This window comes from Pseudomonas sp. FG98 (genome assembly GCF_057808595.1).
Map to the genome: position 1 here is coordinate 37,468 of NZ_JBMDIJ010000037.1, position 17,943 is coordinate 55,410.

Consider the following 17,943-nt stretch of genomic DNA (forward strand, 5'->3'; position numbering starts at 1 on the left):
CTATGCTCGCCATCGTTTTGTGCCACAAAGGGCCTTGGAGGTAGCGTTGGGGCGATTTCCGAAGTGGATCTCTTCGTCCAGCAATGAATCAGTGCTTCTTCGCTGCCTCAATATCGTCCAGGGCTCGCTTGCTCAATCGGTAGCAAGGTGTCCCGCAGCCACCCTTGGCCGGGAGCAGCATTGGTCACCAGCGCGTTCAGTCGATCCTGACTCAAGTCAGGTGGCCGATGAAGCGTCACTGATTCAAGCTACTACTCAAGTGATCCTGCTTTCTGGCGACGCAGGTTGCGGTATGAGCGCGCTCAGTCATCAACTGGCTCGAAGACTTTGCAGACAAAGCGTCAAAACCCTGGAGCTGCCCGATGTGCTTGCGCAGCCATCGCCTACGCTGACAGATGGAATAGTTGAAGCTTTGGGTCTCCCACCCCAGACATTGGCACGCCAGAAATATGAAATCGAAAATATCTGCAGAGCTACGTTCAAGCTACGGCAGATCCAAGTGACCATAGTAAATGACGTGCAGTCGTACATGAGGCGCCCGTACAGTAATGCGTCACCTCCTGTGACCCAAATTGCTCACTTCATTTCTTCAGGCATATCAGAGTTCGTTTACTTGTGCGCAACGACCAAATGCGGGAAAGTTTTAGCTGAAGGCTTGCAGCGTGAAGGTGTCTCGTACGTCAGAATTCAGGTTGAGAGGATGCCCTTTGGGTCGCCTTACATTGAGTTCGTCCGTGATATTCTAAAACGTCTCACTGGACTTGATGAGATGCCAGAATCACTACCGTCGGAGGTGCATGAGCTGGCTGATGGACTAGTCGGCGTCACCATGCAGCACATGCTGTGTTTGGTAGGCCCGAGTAGGGCTTTGATGGGCCGTTCTGTAGCTCTGAAGCAAGCCTGGTTTGAAAAATTTAGCAGCCCAGTCTGTGATGAAACATTCTCCTCGTGGCTTATGCGAAATAGTTTCAACAGGAACGTATGGTCGGTCACTGGTAGAGAGTTGGACGCCTGCCGGCAAGCGGCCAGAATGATAGGCGGCGGTGACGTAGATCGGGCCTCGGAATTAGTCGCAGCAGGCAAGGTGTTGCCACAACTGCTTACTATCCGGAAGCTTGCAACCACATTCCGACTTAGCGATACAAGGGTTTTGTCGAGTCACTATTTGTTAACATACTGCCCTCAGTGCCTGGCTGATGATGTGGCGTGCGGTCGCCTACCTTCGTGGCGTAAGCAATGGCGGCAGTACGGGTACTGCATATGTGATAAACATGAAACGCCAGTGATCCTCTCCGTGCTGCAGCATCCTAAACCAGATCCATTTTTTAGGGCCTGGGAAGCTTATTGTGAATACGTTCAGTCGCCATTTTTTAGGTTGAAGCGTCGACTGGTGAGTGGCACGCTTTCTGCTGAGCAGCTGATGATAAGAGAGAAAAAATTAGCGTTGTTAATTCTGCGTGTACAACGCTGGATCGCAAACCAGGTGCTCTCAGGAAAATTTTCTCGGCTGACGCAATCAGGGGCACGTTTTTTACTAAACGTTCTGTTGCATGAGCCGATTCCGAAACGATCGCAGGGCGGGTTCGCTAGGGCCTATTTTGACTCACGCGATTTGGCTCACGTGTTCTACACGTCGAATCGAAGCTTAGGTGACCTCCATGGTTTCTATTTGAGTGCCAGCCCTCGGCAGACCTTGCTAGCCTACCTGCTGATTGGAATAGCCTATGATGTGGTTAGTCACTCCGAAGCTATCTTCATCAAAGGTGTCATGGAAATCTCAAAGGCTGACTTTCCCACTTGCCGCTCCGAGATTTCATTCGCTGCGAGCACAATGTTTCTGCCTGAGCACTGGGCTGGGATAAAGCATGCGGCGCGGCGAGACCTATCTTTCGATGATCTGTCGCAGATAGATTGGATTTTTAGTTACAAGCCAAATCTCAAATAATCGGCACGCAGCTGAGATACCGTGTCGCATGGGTGCTGTCCTGTGCCCATTAGGCTTATTGGAATAAGGGATTTAAGAAGCTGAGTACCTAGACTGATTTAAGGGGGCGTTTTGATAGATTTATCGCCATCCGTACATCGATTTTTGCCGTATGTTTAGGCCTTTATTGAGAAAAAAAGGTCAGCTATACTGAGCTCGTAGTGATAGGTAATGAGGTTAGGCAGCCATGACTAAGCTATTGAATCGCAAGGATTTAGAGCGAGAGTTGGCCGAGGCGAAGCTTAAGCTTGCGCAGCAGAGCGAGGAGCTGGACTCCCTCCGGGGGCGTATTGAGTCGGCAAGGGCTAGAGACTTCTTTGAAAAGTTCTATGCGATTGCTGACCGATATGGATTCAGCGCTGTAGAAGCACGCGGAATCTTATTGAGTGATAGCGCTCAAATTTCGGATGAGCAATGGGGTGTTCGACAAAAGCAAGTTTCTGAGTCATTATCTAACTCGCTTGAGGACTTGTTTAAATTTGCCTTTACTGGAGAAATAGGGCAAGTCGCACTGCGTAAAGCACTGGACTCTGGATTGGCCAAGCACAGTCAACAAGGTGTGGAAGAGAGTGCCTAATGTTTTCGCCACCTGATGCCAAGGATTCGCTGATGCTCGTGGCTTTGGTTGGGTGATGGATAGTTTGGTGTTGGGTGGTTAAGGAGAGATAAGTGACATCTGTGATTTTACGGCCCAAAACTAAAGAATACCTTGAAGGGCTTAAGGAGGTCATGGACGGATCTGCGCTTGCTCTTAGGGATGGGTATAAATATCTATTCCTTAGTGAAGTTATCCATTTGCTCACGGCATATGATTATTCGCTTGAAGATGTCCGTAATATCTTGAGTGGGCAGTCACCATCCTATCAGTACCGCCCTTTCAAAAAGAAAGGTATGAATGGCGATTCGGCTCGCTTGGATTCTGGAGGCAACAACGCTGTGAAGACGGCAACACGCAGAGAAAAGAAGTACCGGAACCCTCACACCGGAGAAACTATCTCCCTACGAAGCGCCAAGAATAAAGTCCTAAAGCTTTGGCAGGAGGAGTACGGAGCGGAAGCCGTTGAGCAGTGGAGGGTGGGCTAAATCATGCTTTCCTGCAGCAGGGCGTCAATTGGGATTTATGTCGATGGTCTCAAAATCTTTTGAAGTGTCCAGACTACCATAAATGGTTACTTCAAAAGGTTACTACAGCGAAGATTAGGCCTTCTACTCCCTCCACATCGTGTACACCGTCGATTTTGCAAGACCCAGCAACACCGCGGTCTCATCCTGCTTCTGCGTTTTTTCCTCAGCTTTGCACTGAGACATGCCGGTCGATTGGCTGCGCCTGACCGAAGCCCGACTTTCTGGATCAAGTCATACCATCTTTTTCACATGCTTGCTAATGGCCTGCCTGCTCACACCGAGCCGTCGAGCAATCTCAGCCTGGCTCAGCCCCTGATCGATGAGCTCCTTGATCTCTACATTTAGCTCTCTAGCCGCAGCAGCCACCGGGTGGGGAGCGTCGGCCGGTTGCGAGGGAATTTCACTGGTCAGCAGCCCATTCGCGCTGAGGTCACTCGCCAAGTGTTCAAGCACCTGCTGGGGCGTTTGACCTCTGTCGGCAGCGTAAGCCAGCAGCAAGAGAGTTAGAGGATCGACCTCCAGCGCTTCGGCAAGGGAATGACTAACGTCGAGCGTTACCGAGCGTGAACCTGCCTCCAGCCGGCTGATGTACGAGCGATCGGTAGCGTGGCCCAACGCCTGCTGAGAGGCCTCTCGTCGGGTGCGCAAGAATTTTAGAGCAGAGGCGTAAGCGGTTCGGAGCGACATAAGCGTTTCCGTGGAAACGGAACGATATGCGGAATTTGCTTTGTCATACGCAAATGCCTATAGTCACATTGGTTGACGCTGTGTGCGCTGCTTGCCGGCGCGCGACGATCCAAGCAGGCGCTCCCAATATACGTATAAACCGAATTTCAGCTCGGACATGCGGTGAATAGGGTTAGTGCTCTGCAAGCCACACCCCTGCAGCAAGGCCAAACCACCAGCCCATGAAAGTCCTCATCTACTCAGACCTGCACAACGAATTCGACCGCTTCATTCCCCCAGATGTGTCGGCGGATGTGGTCGTGCTCGCCGGCGACATCGATCTCCAAGCACGAGGTGTTTTGTGGGCAAACGAGACCTTCAGAGCTCCAGTCGTGTACTGCGCTGGGAATCATGAGTGCTACAAGGGGCATATCGATCGAACAATCGAGAAGATGCGAGCGGCAGCGGCACCTCACGTTCACGTGCTTGAAAACGAGTCGTGGGTCTTCGGGAATGTCAGATTCTTGGTGGGTACTGCGTGGACGGACTTTTCGGCCACGGGCGATACGGTCGCCGCATCCATGACCTGCGGCCGGGTGATGAACGACTTCAAAATGATCAGGGCCGACTCGAATTACCGGCGCTTGCGGCCGGCCGACCTCATTGCCAAGAATCACGCCACGCGGGGGTTTCTTAACCAGGAGTTGAGCCGGCCATTCGCGGGGAAAACAGTTGTCGTCACTCACCATGCGCCATTGGCTGAGGTGGTAGGCGATGAGCACGATGGGCATGTCAGCGCCGCGTACTACAACAGATGGCACGCATTGGTGGAACAGGCCGATTACTGGGCGTTCGGCCATACCCACTTCTCCATCGACACTGTCCTGGGTGGATGCCGTCTGCTGTCAAACCAGCGTGGTTATCCAGGTGAGGACTGCGGATTTGATCCGTTCAAATTAATCGAAATCAATTGAGGGAAGGTGAGTAGCGTGAGTGCTTGTGAATTGATCGGACTTCCACCGCTAGTTGTCCAGGCAGCCGGCATCGATTGGGGAGTCACGGTTGACGCGTACCTCATGGACGCGGCCCGCGTAGGTGATCGCATCACGGCAATGGTCTATTGCGATCTGTCGGGCGTCAGTAGCGATGGCATGACCGTTGTGACGCCGGAACTCCGCATGGTGAAGGAGGAGGGTGGTTTCACCTTGGTGCAGAGCATCACTGGCCTCGATCATTACGTGATTGTCTCCGAGCTATCGGAGCGTTCTCACATTGGTGCGTGACCCGTCACTACCCGCTCGCATGGTTGATTGAAAGTCTGGCTGAGCTTTCACCTCGAAAACCTGTGAGCCTGTTACCTGAAGAAGCCAGCCAAGACCCGCGATATTTAACGGTTAAACCAGTTCTTCCCGCTCGGTGAGCACACGCCTGCTCACCAGGCTCCTCAGCGCATGCATTACTCAAGGAAAGATATGTCCGACCTCAAAAAGATGACCCTCACGGTCAAGAACTATCATCTCAAGGCGAGCGGTGATATCGACGCAATCTATGAGCAGGTACGTTGCGAAAATAGTGAGGGCAACACATTTCATTTTAAAGAAGTTGCAATGTTGGCCTACTTAAAGCGCCATGGTGCTATCGTGACTGACAGTCCGAGAACTTGGTATTTTAAACATTTGAGCAAAAAGTCAATTGTTCTCGTGGCTTTTGAAAAGGGTAACGGAAAGGTCGAGTATGACCTAGATCATATGCGGTTGGTCGCTAGATCAAGCGTTCTGAAGGGTATTGTGTTTGGGCTTGCGGCGATCCCTGCGGGTCTGATCATCGCGACCGCCACGTACGGAGTCGGGCTCTTGTTCATCCCTGTCTGCTTTTTCTACAGCTATAGAAGCCTGTTCAAAATCCCCAAAATGCTTCGTCGTAAGACGCTGGTAGACGACCTGGCCACTCACGGCGTTGTCGTTCGTTAGCCATCGGCGGCTACCTGGCTGGCCTGTCGCAGGTCGCCAGGTTCAGGCTTATGGCCACGGCCATCGGGATCAGCGCTACCTGAGCGGTATCGTAAAACCTCAATCGAGATGATCAAAGGTCTATCGAGGATGACGGATGAGAGAGCTGAAAATCATCGCGCCCTGCGCTCATTGGTCATTGTCTGGATGGAGTGATCAGCATCGCTGTTTTAGGAGCCGATACAACCAGATCGCGATGATTGCGCTGCAGGTATTCGGAAATTCGAAGATCGCGCAAGACTGGCTTGAGAGGCCTGTGCGTGGGCTAGGCTGTCGAGCCCCCTGCAGCCTGCTGTGCACGCTTTCAGGGTATGACGAGATTTATGACCTACTCATGCGTCTTGACCATGGCATCTTCACCTGAGCGTTATCTCTGATCGGCACCTGGTCTGCCTAACCTCAAGAGATCGATCATAGCCGTCCTCCGCCGCAGCCGCACTACAGCCGCTTGCATGCCTGCTGCCATCATAGTGATGTCAACTCCAGCGCTTGGTGGTAGTCTCCCTGCATTTCAAAGCCTCCGCTGCTGGACGGCCTCGCTTTTGACGGCCACAGCAGCCCCGCATGCAGCCCTTCGCTGAGGCTGGGATGCCGGGGCAGGGGGTGCTAACGAACGGGAGCGAGGGATGGCACGGAGAACGTTTTTTTTCCTTCCATTATCAGGAAGACGTGTGGCGATGCTGGAATGTCAGGAATTGCCTGGTGGTCAGCAAGGATCAAGAAGCCCAGGGCTTCTTTGATGGCAGTGTATTCGAGGCCTCCAAGAAGGAAGGCGATGAAGCGCTGAAGACCTTCCTTCGCAACGGTCTCAACAACACTTCTGTAACGTGCGTACTCGCCGGCCAGTACACCGCCGGCAGGCGGTGGGTGCGGTACGAGATCGTGCGCAGTGTCCTGAAGGGGAACGGGCTGCTCACCGTTGATATCCATGGTGTGAGAAACAACGACAAGCAGCTCGGGGTGAAAGGTACGAATCCTCTGGATCAGGTTGGGCTGTATCTCTCCAACGGTAAAATTCTCTTCGCGGAGGTCAAGGGCGGAAAGTGGGTGAGGTATGAGGATTACACCCTTGCCATTCCGGCCGCTGATCTGTGGTTCGATGCTCCTACCAGCAACACGGTAGTCCCCCTTTCCAAGCACTGCATGAGATACGACTTCGCTGCTCAAAATGGCAGGGACAACATCGCTGGCTGGATCGAAACGGCGGCTGGGCTGGCTGGCCGTTAGAAATGCACTCCTAGCCGTGTTGGCTCACAGCAATCGACATTTCAGATCACTCAGGTATTTCACATGGCAGTTATACAGCGCCTGGCCGGCGTCAGGATCCACCTGTCCGGATCAAATAAAGAATCGAAACCAGAGATTGCTGCTTTCGTACAGAAGCTCGCAGCTAAGGTCTTCAGCGAAGGGGGCTCCATTGTCCATGGAAGCCATCCCACATTCACTGCGCCACTGCAGAAGGCAGCAACAGACTTCATCGAAGCAGGTGGTAGCAAAGGTGCGCTTACGCTAGTTCGAGCGAAGAGCTTCTCGACCGACCAGTACACCGCTGAAATTGAAGCGCAGAGAGCATTTGCTTCTGTAGAAATTGTGCCTGCAGATAATAGCGATGGCACCGCAGCAGACGGTCTGACCCCCATGCGAGACTGGATGGCGGATCGTTCTGACGTCGTTGTCTGCGTGGGAGGCGCTTGGTGGGACGTCAACAAAGCAAAAGCGGGCGTTCCCAATGAGCTTGATGCAATGCTTGAGCTCGGTAAGCCCGGTTTTGTTGTGGCTGGCTTCGGCGGGGCAATCGCAGGCTACCTCAAAGAAGACCCTTCGTTGCTATCACGCCTGCGCAACGGCTTGCCGGAGGCAGTCAATAAGGTTATTGCCGAAAGCACGTCTGCAGACCAGGTTGTGGATCTAATTGTCGAACAGCTGAAAAACCTGCCACTTACCCGGCGGAATGTTTCGCGGGGTCGGAATTTCCGTATCTTGGCCCTGGACGGAGGCGGGCTCAGAGGCACCTTCACAGCCGCAGTCTTGGCCAAGTGGGACGATATGCTGAAGGCCGGCGGTGGGAACGACCTGATCTCGCACTTCGATCTGGTGGCCGGTACATCCACGGGCGCGATCCTGGCCATTGGGCTGGCATTGGGCTTGAAGCCAGGTCAAATTCTTGAGTTTTACCAGACGAAGGGGCCGAAAATTTTCCCCAAGAACCGGGCCCTACGGCACTGGGTCTTTTCCAAGCATGACTCCGCGACACTGAAGGAGTTACTCACTGAGGTTTACGGCGAAAAAACGCTGGCCGGGGATTCCCTTTGCCGCTTGGTGATCCCTACGGTGAAGGCCAAGCACGGTCACGCAGAAGCTATTGTCACACCGCATAGCCCAGATCGTACGGCTTATAGAGATATAACAGCCGTGGAGGCTGCGCTGGCCTCTTCTGCGGCGCCCACCTACTTTGATGAGGCCGAATTCAATGGCGCTGTCGCGCTGGAGACTTTCCTGGATGGTGGTGTCTGGGCTAATAACCCCATTCTGCCAGCCCTGGCTGAAGCGGTTCGTTACCTGAAGGTACCTTTGGATAGGATCGATGTTCTGAGCGTCGGTACGCTCACCAGCGAAAGCGATTTTAGTACTCGGTTCCTAAACGGCAAGGCAGGTTGGGCGCTTCACAGCACAGATCTCTTTTTCGCCGCCCAGGAGCATGGCGCTTTGGCGTTGGCGGATAGCTTCCTCGGCCCGACCCGGCACCTGCGTGTCAACGAGCAGACCCCTGTAGAAATCAAGCTTGATGACACCGAAGCCATCCAGGATATGGCGCAACGGGGCAATGAGGCCGGCAAAAAGCACTTTGCTGAGGTGCGTTCCAGGTTCTTCGACGGCCAGCATGTTGATCCGTGGGAGCGGTTCTGAGTGGGCATGGGCACTGAGAGGTTGACCCTCCCGGTGTCCATTTGATTATTGGCGCTTAATGAGTCCGGTAGCGGGGCTGTCATGTCATTCATCTATCAGCTAGCTGTCTTGGGAACACCCTCGGCAGCGCAAATTTCTGAGCTTGAAAGCGCTGTAGCAGATGCGGTTTCCATGTTTGGCTTGAAGCTAGGCCAGGAAATCGGCTGGGAAATCGTTCCAGCCGCCTTCACCCCCCACCAGCAACGATCAGCTGCTGTAGTGTTTTTTGGCGGGGTGGGCGCGGATCATCCTAGCTTACCAAGCTTGCTGCGAGGTGGTGTTCCTGTCGTCCCGGTCGTGTCCGACCTGGGCCGAGTCGCGACTGAAGTCCCAGAAATCCTGCGCCCGCTGAACTGCTTGTCTTACGCCAGTGGTGGGGCGAAACGAGTCGCCGCGGCTCTGCTGGAATGCGCAGGCTTGCTTCCAAAGCAGAGACGGGTATTTGTCAGCTATCGGCGAGACGAGGCTAGGCAGGCTGCGTTGCAGATGTTCGATGCGCTTTCTGCCAGGCATTTCGACGTGTTCCTGGATACCCACAGCATTGCGCCGGCCGAAGACTTTCAGACCATGCTGTGGCATCGGCTTTGCGACTCTGACGTGTTATTGATGCTCGATACGCCTGACTACTTCAACAGTCGATGGACATCGGCCGAGTTCGGGAGGGCGCTTGCAAAGGGCATCAGCGTGCTTCGAGTAGGATGGCCCGAAGCTCAGCGTTCCGCGCGCTTGGCTACCGCAAGCCTTGCTGAGCTCGATGCGAGTGAGCTGGATGTCGCATCTGGAAGGATTACTGACCACGCGATTGACCGGATTTGTCTCCAGCTTGAAGGAGTCCGCAGCAAGAGCCATGCGGTGCGAACCGTTAACCTGGTGAGCAATCTGCGAATCGGCATCGAGTCCATTGGTGGCGAGGTGATTGGCATGGGAGCCGGGCGCGGGATTCAGGTACGTCTGCCTGATGATCGGATGGTCGTGGTTTACCCAACGGTGGGCGTGCCGACCTCCACGACTATGCACGAAGCTTCAATGAACTCTCCTGAGGGATCTGTGGCCATACTCTATGACCATGTAGGCCTGCATCCGCAGTGGCTGAGTCATTTGGACTGGCTCGGCCAGCACATCCAGGCGACCCGATGGGTTAAGGCCTGCGAAGCGGGCTGGCAATTTGCAGACTGGAGTGCATAGAAATGGGTGCGATTTTCCTTTCAGCCAGTATCCCTGTAGTCGGCAGGGGGCGGTATTACGAGACCGCTGATCCATTCCTGATCCAGTGCGCCGTTCGTGAGATGGCCATTGCTACCGTTCGCAAGCACAAGATTGTCTGGGGTGGCCATCCTGCCATTACCCCGATGATTTGGAGTATCTGCAAAGACTTAGGGGTTGAATACACAGAGTCTGTTGTTTTGTATCAAAGCCGCTTTTTTGAAGGTCGCTATCCTGAGGAAAACCAGCGGTTTGACAATGTGGTTTATACCGATCCGGTACCCGATGACATGCCCGCCAGCTTGAAACTGATGCGCGAGCAGATGCTCTCTAGGGAAGATCTGATCGGAGCGGTGTTCATTGGTGGGATGGAAGGAGTTGAGGTCGAGTACGATCTTTTCAGGCAGTTCAATCCAGGTGCTTTCATTCTTCCGGTTGCCGCGCCAGGAGGTGCAGCGCTGAACCTTGCTCGCGATAAAGGATATTTCACTGGATCCGAGCTTGATGACATAGACTTCGCATCGCTATTCAACCGATTTTTGCCTGCTCATTAATGGTGGGTAAACCTCCAGGCAAGCATACCTGGTAACGCCTATGCCGTGGGTAGCTCTCGATCCTGTCAGCGAATTACCTACGGAAGAATCGGCATCTAGTTAGCGGTAACAAGGAAGTCGTTTCCATATAAGTGGCGCATCGATATTGCGCACGGGGCGAAAGGTTTTAGTGAAGGAGTATTGATGTATTTAGGGTTTGAGCTAGAGGACTTCAATTCACTTGTCGCTGTATCGCGGCAGGAGGTTGAAGATTATAAAGCGAGCGCTGGCGGGCTAAATATCAACAAGCTCTCAAATGCCATTGTTGCACAGCTGGAAGGCAAGGACGTTTTAGGCGCTAAAGAACTTGCTCAAATCCTATTCCCTTCTGGCCACGCCCACATTTTTCTCTCTCACTCCCATGGTGATGAAGAAAATGCCATAAAATTCGCCATTGCGATGGAGAAGAGGGGTGTCGAGGTGTTCATCGACTCTTGTGTTTGGGGAAGCGTTGGTGAGCTTTTGGATGCCGTGAATGAGCAGTACTCAGAATCTGAAATCGTCGGCGATCAGAAATATTACTCGCACAGGAAATGTGATGAGGCTGCAGCGGCAGCTTACGTCATGTTGATTACTGAGCTTCACAGGATGATCGATCGGACTGAATGCTTCGTCTTCTTGAATACCAATAAATCTGTCCCCCTGAAAAGTGCTGGTCGAAATCAAACCTTGTCACCTTGGATTTACTCCGAGCTTTCATTCAGCGCGCAGGTTCGTAGCAAAGCTCCCCGCAGAGAACGCCTCCCCAAATCTGAGCATTTTTTTGCAGATGAGATTTGCCTGGGGGAGGCACCTTGTAGCCCCAAATCTGCCGCGTTCGGATTCGATATTCCTACCGACCACCTGCCTAAAGTCAGTGGTAGAGAACTGATGGATCATTTTGAGCGTGTGAGCTATAAGGGCGGCTTCTATCTCGACTCCCTCTATTACGCTTACGATCTCGAAGATGAGTTCTCTGAAAGGTCAGATGAAAGTGCATAGGCATGTGGTCACCGGGGAGCGCGGAGGCATGGCAGATGCCAATCGCTCACTCTTGGCGACCGGCCTCAATATTCGCTTAACTTGATGACGGATGATCGGCTAAAGTGTGCCATGAGTCACATTTTTGTGCTGAGATAGATTGGAACGTGAGCAATGGACTGCGATCAACTGCTGGACGACCTATGTCGCTATGTGGCTGCTGAGCCTGGGTCACTGGAGGCCGCAGTTCAGGAGCTGTTTGAGGGGCTAGCAAGGGGCAATGAGCTGGTTGCGATCAGTGCACATCTGCGGTCGAGCGAATACTCAGCCTTGAGATCGGTGATCAGAGAAGTCTCAGCGCGCCCAGGCGCTTTTCTGAAAGTCCAGGGGCGACTCAAAAGGCTCGGGCTGGAGCGGCAAATCCAAGGTTCCGAACTCTCGTCAAAAAAAACCAGGAACAAGGATGCGCTTCTTAGGGAGCTCAACGCCCTTGTGGCCGCTTCCGACCTTCCAGCAGCAGAGCGTTTGCTGCTCGACACCCTCGAAGATGGCCAAGACCCTGATTACCTGATGTTACTGGGCCGAGTCTTCACGCTTCAGCACCGTCCGGTTGAGGGTGCCAAGGCGATGCAAACAGCCGATGCTATCCGGCGTCAACAAAGGGCATTCTCCCTCGGCTACTCGTCTAGCCAAGACGATCAACTGAGCGAAGAAGACTTAGAGTTCTTCCAGGTAAACGCCCGCCAGTTTGCGCCATTAGAGATGGACGCTGACGAACCGCAACCCGTGCGTCAAGGCGAAGTCTTGCCCCTGGCCACAGCGTTCAATCCAAGTACTGAAGTACGCAGCACTGGAAGCGGAGCACCGCCGCATCGAGCGGGCGTCCCAAAAGAACCCAAGCGCAGGCTCAGCCTGAATCCATCGAAAGTTGTTAAGCCCGATCTCAAGCCAGATAGCGAAGACGTTGCTCAGATCCGTGTTGTCAGCGAGCCTTCACGATCATTTACCGCGCCACTCAACGCTTCTGACCCGACAGCAACGGTGAGCTGGCCTAATGATCCCGAGGAATTTGATTCTCAAGCTGACGCAGAGTTTTCTCATGGCTCATCGAGGGATCTCTTAACCGATGCTTCAGTGCCCGGCGATTTTGTGGCCTCTCGCGACCAGGATGCTTTTCACCTCGACCCAATCGATGGCATCGATGAGCTCATGATGCCGGATGTCGAATCCTACGCGGAATACTCCAGCTTTGACGCGAACGCCGCGGACGACTTCTCCGATTTGGCCCTCTTTGACTCAGAAGGAGAGCTTGAAGGCATTCTGCCGGCCAGCGGTGTATACCATGCTGATCCGGAAGATGAGTTCGCGATCTATGACTTCGATGCAGACTCGCTGCTGGAAGACGATGACTTTAAGGTTGAACCCAGAGAAGCGGCATCGGAGTATCAGCTAACCCGCGAGGAGCGTGCGCTGCAGAAGGCCGTTGCGCTCATAGTTAAATATGACTGGCCTCACGCCACGCGTTTTCTTATTCAACGGATTTTCGTGATGAGCGGGTGGGGTGCCACCAGGCTTGCTTTGGAGCGAGCGATTGATGAGGGACTGACGCCAGAGGAGCTCGTCCTAGCTGCTCACATCAAGGTGATCTGGGCAGATAATGACCTGTATTGGATCGCTTTCGACAGCACTGGCAGTACCCGCTTGTCCTACCACGCCCTCTCATGGCGTACAGCGCTGCTGATTGTCCGATCATTTGAGTCGATTCCGCAGGTGGAGGAGATCGATGTCCTGTTGGAGCAGCTGTTCGAGTACTGGTATGAAAACCCGACGCTTCGGCGTGTCTTCAAGGCTTTCGCTAGATACCTCTGGTATCGCTTTGGTGATCTGGACGCTGTCCTTTCACCAAGCGTCTGCTGGGACTTCGATTCACCTCATAGGTGGCCGACAGAAGAGTCCAGCGACCTCGGCGTCCCAGATGATCTAGGAATTCAGGAGCTCCAGAAGCTTCGGTCATACGGCGTACCTCACATAAAAGACCCTCAAGTGCCTGGCTGCTACTTCAGTGACCTTCCTATCAAGTCGGAAGCGGAGGAGGTCGCTCGGGTGGAAAGGCAGGACAGTGATCAGCCAGCAGAATCAACCACTGGCAACGTCGAAAGCACCGACCACGCGGCAGATCTGTCCCTCGCGGAGCTCACACCCCAAACCACCTTTGAATTTACAGAGCAGCAATGCTCGGCATCCACACTCGACTCGTCGATCGAACCTTCTTCCCAATCGCTAAGTGTCAGCTGATCGGACTCACAGGGAATACTGAATGAAACCGCTAAGACTTTCTCACGTACAGGGCTGTTTGGTGAAGCGGGTGACCCCGGGCGGTCACGAGGTTTTTGGCGCAGTCAAGATGGCGATTGCTGAGAGTGGAGAGATCCAGGTGCGCTGGTCTGGGTCAGATCGACCAAGTTTCGTTGATGCTGCCACCGTGAGTTCAGGTTTTCAGAATGGCCAAGACGTGTTGGACTGCACTCCTGGTACGGGTGTGCGCTCTCTAGGTCAGGGCGTAATCATGCAGCAACGAAATCTGGCTGGTAGCGAGCAGGCTCTAGTGGACTTTCCAGAGCGAAGAGAACGGCACTGGCTACCTTATCAGTACCTGCGTTATGTCAGAGCGGTGAAACACCGGTTTGTGCAAGCACAACATGGTCAAGAGCCGGACGCCGAGCGTCTCAGGTTGCGGATGCTCGCGCACGCTATCAAGGTATGGAACGAGAACACGGGATCCCTCTCGCACTTAGAAATCGACCCGCTGCCACATCAAATCAATTTGGTGCACCACATCCTGGCATCGAACAACCTGAGCTGGCTGATCGCAGATGATGTGGGCTTGGGCAAAACCATCGAAACAGGGATGCTGCTTCACGCCCTGATCCAGCGAAACCGTGTGAAGCGTATCCTCCTGATCACGCCGGCCGGCTTAACCAAGCAATGGCAGGATGAGCTGTACTACAAGTTCAAGCTCGAAGACTTCGAGATCTATCACGAGGATTTCGTCGTCAATGAGCCGCGTCAGTGGAAGATGCACGACTGTGTAATTGGCTCGCTGGATCGCCTCAAACAACCTGATCACCTCGAAAGCTTGCTTCAGGCAGAACCTTGGGATCTAGTCATTTTCGACGAAGGTCACCGGCTCAGTCGGCGACAGTATGGCCTGAATTTTGACAGCTCTGAGCGATACGACCTTGCCAAAGCGCTCCGGAGCCGCACACAGCACATGCTGCTTCTGAGCGCCACGCCTCACCAGGGCATGCAGGACAAATTCGTAGCGTTGCTTGAGTTGCTCCGTCCGGAAAGACGGCAGGAGCTTATGATGCTCAGCCTCAAGCCTGACATCTTGCGCGACATGATTTACCGCAACCACAAAGCGGACGTCACCGACGCAGACGGGCAATTCATCTTCCAAGGAAAGAGCACCTCCGCGCTCAAGGTGCCCAGCAGTCCGGAATCGATTGATTTCGACCAGACCCTTCAGGCCTATCTACGTAAGGGCTACGCCGCAGGCGAAGCCCTGGGGCGGACGGGAAACGCTATTGGGTTTGTTATGACCGTCTACCGCAAGCTCGCAGTGTCTAGTGCAGCTGCGATCCATCAGGCTCTCCAGAATCGCCTCCAGCGATTGCTGGATGTTCATGCTCAAGAGAGTGTATTCAGCGAACCCACCGATCAGCGTTATGTCGGTGAGTGGGAAGAGCAGGTAAATGGCGAGGCAGAAGAGTTTTTCGCTGGCGAAATCCAACTAATCCGTCAGCTCATTGAAGACGCCGCATCGCTGATGGCCAATGATTTAAAGCTCACCGTGTTCATTGACAACGTAATCTCGTCAATTGATGAGGAGACCCCAGGTGAGAAGGTACTGATCTTTACCGAGTACCGTACGACGCAGCGCTATCTAAGAGACGCCCTGGCCGCCCGATTTGGTGACGGTAAGGTTGCACTCATCAATGGCTCCATGCAGCACGCTGAGCGCCGTGAGGCTATTGCTCAGTTCGAGGCTCAGGGTCGATTTCTTATCTCCACCGAGGCAGGTGGCGAAGGTATCAACCTGCAGAGACACTGCCACATCATGGTCAACTATGACCTGCCATGGAACCCGATGCGCCTCGTCCAACGGATCGGTAGGTTGTATCGGTATGGCCAAAAGTCGAAGGTCGTAGTGTTCAACATCCAGCAATCGGACAGCCTCGATCAGGACATCGTGGACTTGATGTACGAGCGGATCGACAGCGTTGTGCGCGACCTGGCGCAGGTGCAGAAGCACGAATTCAACGAGCGGCTGAAGGATGAAATCCTTGGCGAGGTAGCGGATCTTGTCGACGTGGAGGACATTCTTCAGCAGGCAACGAAGTTAGGGATCGAGCGCACCAGCGAGCGTATTGATGCGGCATTGGAGGAGGCCAGGAGGGCTGCTGAAAAACAGAGGGAGATTTTTGCCCATGCTGCTACGAACGATGCCAATGAATTGGGAGATCAGGTGGCAATCACCATTGATCATCTCCAGAGCTTCGTCACTGGGATGTTTGATCAATTAGGGGTTGAGGTTTCTATACCCACTAACGAGCCTCGCCTCCTGCGGATCCGCCTGCCTGAATTGGTGATGCAGGAGCTGGGACTCAGCAAAAAAGCCTCTTCGCGCATGGACGTCACAGTAGATAGGGCGCTGGCCGCTCGCCGTTCTGACGCCCGAATGTTGGACTTGACCTCATCGCTGATGCAGTACCTTCTGGCCAAAGCATGCCTGTACGACTTCGGTGGCTTGGTAGGATCTGTTTGCGCGCCAAGCTTGGGTGAGGGCAGCGGTGCACTGTTTGGTGCCATGTTGCGGTGGCAAGGGCCGCAAGGTAATCGCGTGCGTCAGGAGTTTGTGACCATCCTGGCGGGACAGGAGGGAACCAAGGTCAACTCTGGAGTTGTCAGTGGCTGGCTGATGCAGCCGGCGCATTTCAGTGCGCAGATGGCTTCTGTTGATTCGTCACGTGCGCTTTATGATGCCGCTAACAAGGTAGCGATCCAGCGCCTGTCGGAGTTGAGTAACCAATACCTGATCCCCGAAAGCCTCGATTGGGCTGGAGCAGCCTGGACGTTTTCTGACTGAGGGTCTGGCAAGCATTTCGCCTAAGAGAGTCAGAAGGTGGCAGCTCGACAAGTCAGCGTTCAGCTGCCCATGAGACACGGCTTGCTCATATGTCCCACGTCTCGGGTGAGAGTAACTACACGAGGTTGAGGTGATCGAAACAGTCCGTGGTGTTAGCGTTTGTTTGAGCTCGGCATCCGCCTGAGCACTGGACAAAAGAAAGGGGACTTTGGTGTCAAAAAACAAGCCGTTGGTAGCAGTCGCGGTTGCGACTTTTGCCATAGCTACAAGCGTATTTGCACATGATCGCGTAGAGCCGTCTGGTGATGCTTCGTGGCTGCAATTGAGCAGTGAGAGCTTGCTGCATGGTACGACAGGGCAAGCCCATGTCGTTGTGCGTAACGGTAGTCAACAGGCGAGCCTTGATGCCCCATATGAGGTGGTTCGTGCTGGCGTTGGGGGTGGAACCATTAAGCTCAGAACGAGTTGCGGTCTCATGTCATTTCAGTTCGTAGGGGCAACCCAAACAGTCTCCGGCTCCACGTTAGGAAACCCCGACGTACAACTGCTTGGCAGAAAAGCAGGGGTGTCTCGATGCGGGTTAGGAGAGCGCATCAATCTAGGTTGGCATCTAGTGGCCAAGGGGCAGAACGAGGGCTAATGATACCTAGGGTTTTAGGCAACACTGGCCCCGTTGGCTCACACGTTGGCTAAGCCCTTGCAAGTGAATGCTGGCGAGGGCTATCGAGACGCCGAGTTCTACAATCACTCTCCAGGCTAGAGGCGGTTTGATTCAATGCTTGTCTGGTAAACTCTTCGCTTTTTGCGGTGTGTTTACGGATGACAATGGAATGGCACCCTTCATTCTTGTCGCGGCTGTTCAGAAAGGCGGCACCCTGGCGTCTGCGGATTGAGAATGATGAGCTCAGCGTGACGTTGAGTGATCAGACGTATCCGATACCCCTCGAAGCGTTCTCATCGGTGCGCTTTCACCGTGGTCTGTTGTGGACGAATGTCACTGTGTGGATTGGCCATGAGGTGCGCCTCGTTGGGCTGACCAGCTCCGCACGAAACGCACTGGATCATCAGCTTCGTGTTGTGACCAGTAAGCAACATTTCCGCGTTCTCTACTCCAAAATCATCGACTGGTTGAAAGAGGTTGACCAGGTAATGGTGACTGCAGACTCCGAGCATCGCTGGCTGACCCACGATATGCAGGAGGAGCTTCTCTCCAAAAAGAACGCGTTGGCAATTGATGCTGCAAAGCTCAATGAGCGTAACCGGCCAGCAAACACACCTTTCTGACCCCACCGCCAAAGGCGATGGTGT

16 protein-coding genes are annotated in these 17,943 nt (G+C 53.9%); 15 read left to right on the forward strand and 1 reads right to left on the reverse strand.

All coding sequences use genetic code 11. The features are described from left to right. Window positions 1–220: 220 nt before the first annotated feature. From ACODSK_RS20100 to ACODSK_RS20110, 3 genes are all read left to right on the forward strand, one after another. Window positions 221–1,945, forward strand: coding sequence for a TniQ family protein (locus ACODSK_RS20100; RefSeq protein WP_489018552.1), 1,725 nt, complete (start codon window positions 221–223; stop codon window positions 1,943–1,945). Window positions 1,946–2,171: 226 nt separating this feature from the next. Next, window positions 2,172–2,561 (forward strand): hypothetical protein, encoded by a 390-nt coding sequence (locus tag ACODSK_RS20105; RefSeq protein WP_489018554.1) that lies wholly within the window; start codon window positions 2,172–2,174, stop codon window positions 2,559–2,561. A gap of 92 nt (window positions 2,562–2,653) precedes the next feature. Further along, window positions 2,654–3,067, forward strand: a complete 414-nt coding sequence (locus tag ACODSK_RS20110; protein WP_489018555.1) for a DNA binding protein — start codon at window positions 2,654–2,656, stop codon at window positions 3,065–3,067. A gap of 273 nt (window positions 3,068–3,340) precedes the next feature. Here ACODSK_RS20110 and ACODSK_RS20115 read toward each other — a convergent pair whose 3' ends face one another. Continuing rightward, on the reverse strand, window positions 3,341–3,796 hold the full coding sequence (locus tag ACODSK_RS20115; RefSeq protein ID WP_489018557.1) for a helix-turn-helix domain-containing protein: 456 nt from the start codon (window positions 3,794–3,796) through the stop codon (window positions 3,341–3,343). Between the two features lie 221 nt (window positions 3,797–4,017). Between ACODSK_RS20115 and ACODSK_RS20120 the strand changes: the two genes are divergently transcribed. The 12 genes from ACODSK_RS20120 (at window position 4,018) to ACODSK_RS20175 (ending at window position 17,919) form a co-directional block, all read left to right on the forward strand. Beyond that, window positions 4,018–4,749, forward strand: a complete 732-nt coding sequence (locus ACODSK_RS20120; RefSeq protein WP_489018559.1) for a metallophosphoesterase — start codon at window positions 4,018–4,020, stop codon at window positions 4,747–4,749. 15 nt (window positions 4,750–4,764) lie between these two features. After that, window positions 4,765–5,058 carry a hypothetical protein gene (locus ACODSK_RS20125; protein WP_489018561.1) on the forward strand — a complete coding sequence of 98 codons (294 nt, stop codon included), beginning with the start codon at window positions 4,765–4,767 and terminating at the stop codon, window positions 5,056–5,058. 189 nt (window positions 5,059–5,247) lie between these two features. Continuing rightward, complete coding sequence (locus tag ACODSK_RS20130) at window positions 5,248–5,745, forward strand: hypothetical protein (protein ID WP_489018563.1); 498 nt, start codon at window positions 5,248–5,250, stop codon at window positions 5,743–5,745. Window positions 5,746–5,980: 235 nt separating this feature from the next. After that, on the forward strand, window positions 5,981–6,148 hold the full coding sequence (locus tag ACODSK_RS20135; protein ID WP_256676691.1) for an antitoxin Xre/MbcA/ParS toxin-binding domain-containing protein: 168 nt from the start codon (window positions 5,981–5,983) through the stop codon (window positions 6,146–6,148). Between the two features lie 224 nt (window positions 6,149–6,372). Next, window positions 6,373–7,011, forward strand: a complete 639-nt coding sequence (locus ACODSK_RS20140; protein ID WP_489018576.1) for a TIR domain-containing protein — start codon at window positions 6,373–6,375, stop codon at window positions 7,009–7,011. A 63-nt stretch (window positions 7,012–7,074) separates the two neighbouring features. Next, on the forward strand, window positions 7,075–8,691 hold the full coding sequence (locus tag ACODSK_RS20145; RefSeq protein WP_489018565.1) for a CBASS cGAMP-activated phospholipase: 1,617 nt from the start codon (window positions 7,075–7,077) through the stop codon (window positions 8,689–8,691). Between the two features lie 81 nt (window positions 8,692–8,772). Then, on the forward strand, window positions 8,773–9,915 hold the full coding sequence (gene thcB4, locus ACODSK_RS20150) for a Thoeris type III anti-phage system protein ThcB4 (protein WP_489018567.1): 1,143 nt from the start codon (window positions 8,773–8,775) through the stop codon (window positions 9,913–9,915). A 2-nt stretch (window positions 9,916–9,917) separates the two neighbouring features. Next, a complete protein-coding gene (thcA, locus tag ACODSK_RS20155; RefSeq protein ID WP_489018569.1) occupies window positions 9,918–10,487 on the forward strand; it encodes a Thoeris type III anti-phage system protein ThcA in 570 nt (189 codons plus the stop codon). A 183-nt stretch (window positions 10,488–10,670) separates the two neighbouring features. Further along, a complete protein-coding gene (locus tag ACODSK_RS20160) occupies window positions 10,671–11,507 on the forward strand; it encodes a hypothetical protein (RefSeq protein ID WP_489018571.1) in 837 nt (278 codons plus the stop codon). A 153-nt stretch (window positions 11,508–11,660) separates the two neighbouring features. Next, the gene (locus tag ACODSK_RS20165; protein WP_489018573.1) at window positions 11,661–13,781 is read left to right on the forward strand and encodes a hypothetical protein; all 2,121 of its coding nucleotides are present in this window, start codon (window positions 11,661–11,663) and stop codon (window positions 13,779–13,781) included. A gap of 442 nt (window positions 13,782–14,223) precedes the next feature. Continuing rightward, window positions 14,224–16,635, forward strand: coding sequence for a helicase-related protein (locus ACODSK_RS20170; RefSeq protein ID WP_489018578.1), 2,412 nt, complete (start codon window positions 14,224–14,226; stop codon window positions 16,633–16,635). Window positions 16,636–17,454: 819 nt separating this feature from the next. Next, entirely contained in the window at window positions 17,455–17,919 is a 465-nt protein-coding gene (locus tag ACODSK_RS20175) for a hypothetical protein (RefSeq protein WP_489018574.1), read from the forward strand. Window positions 17,920–17,943 lie beyond the last annotated feature (24 nt).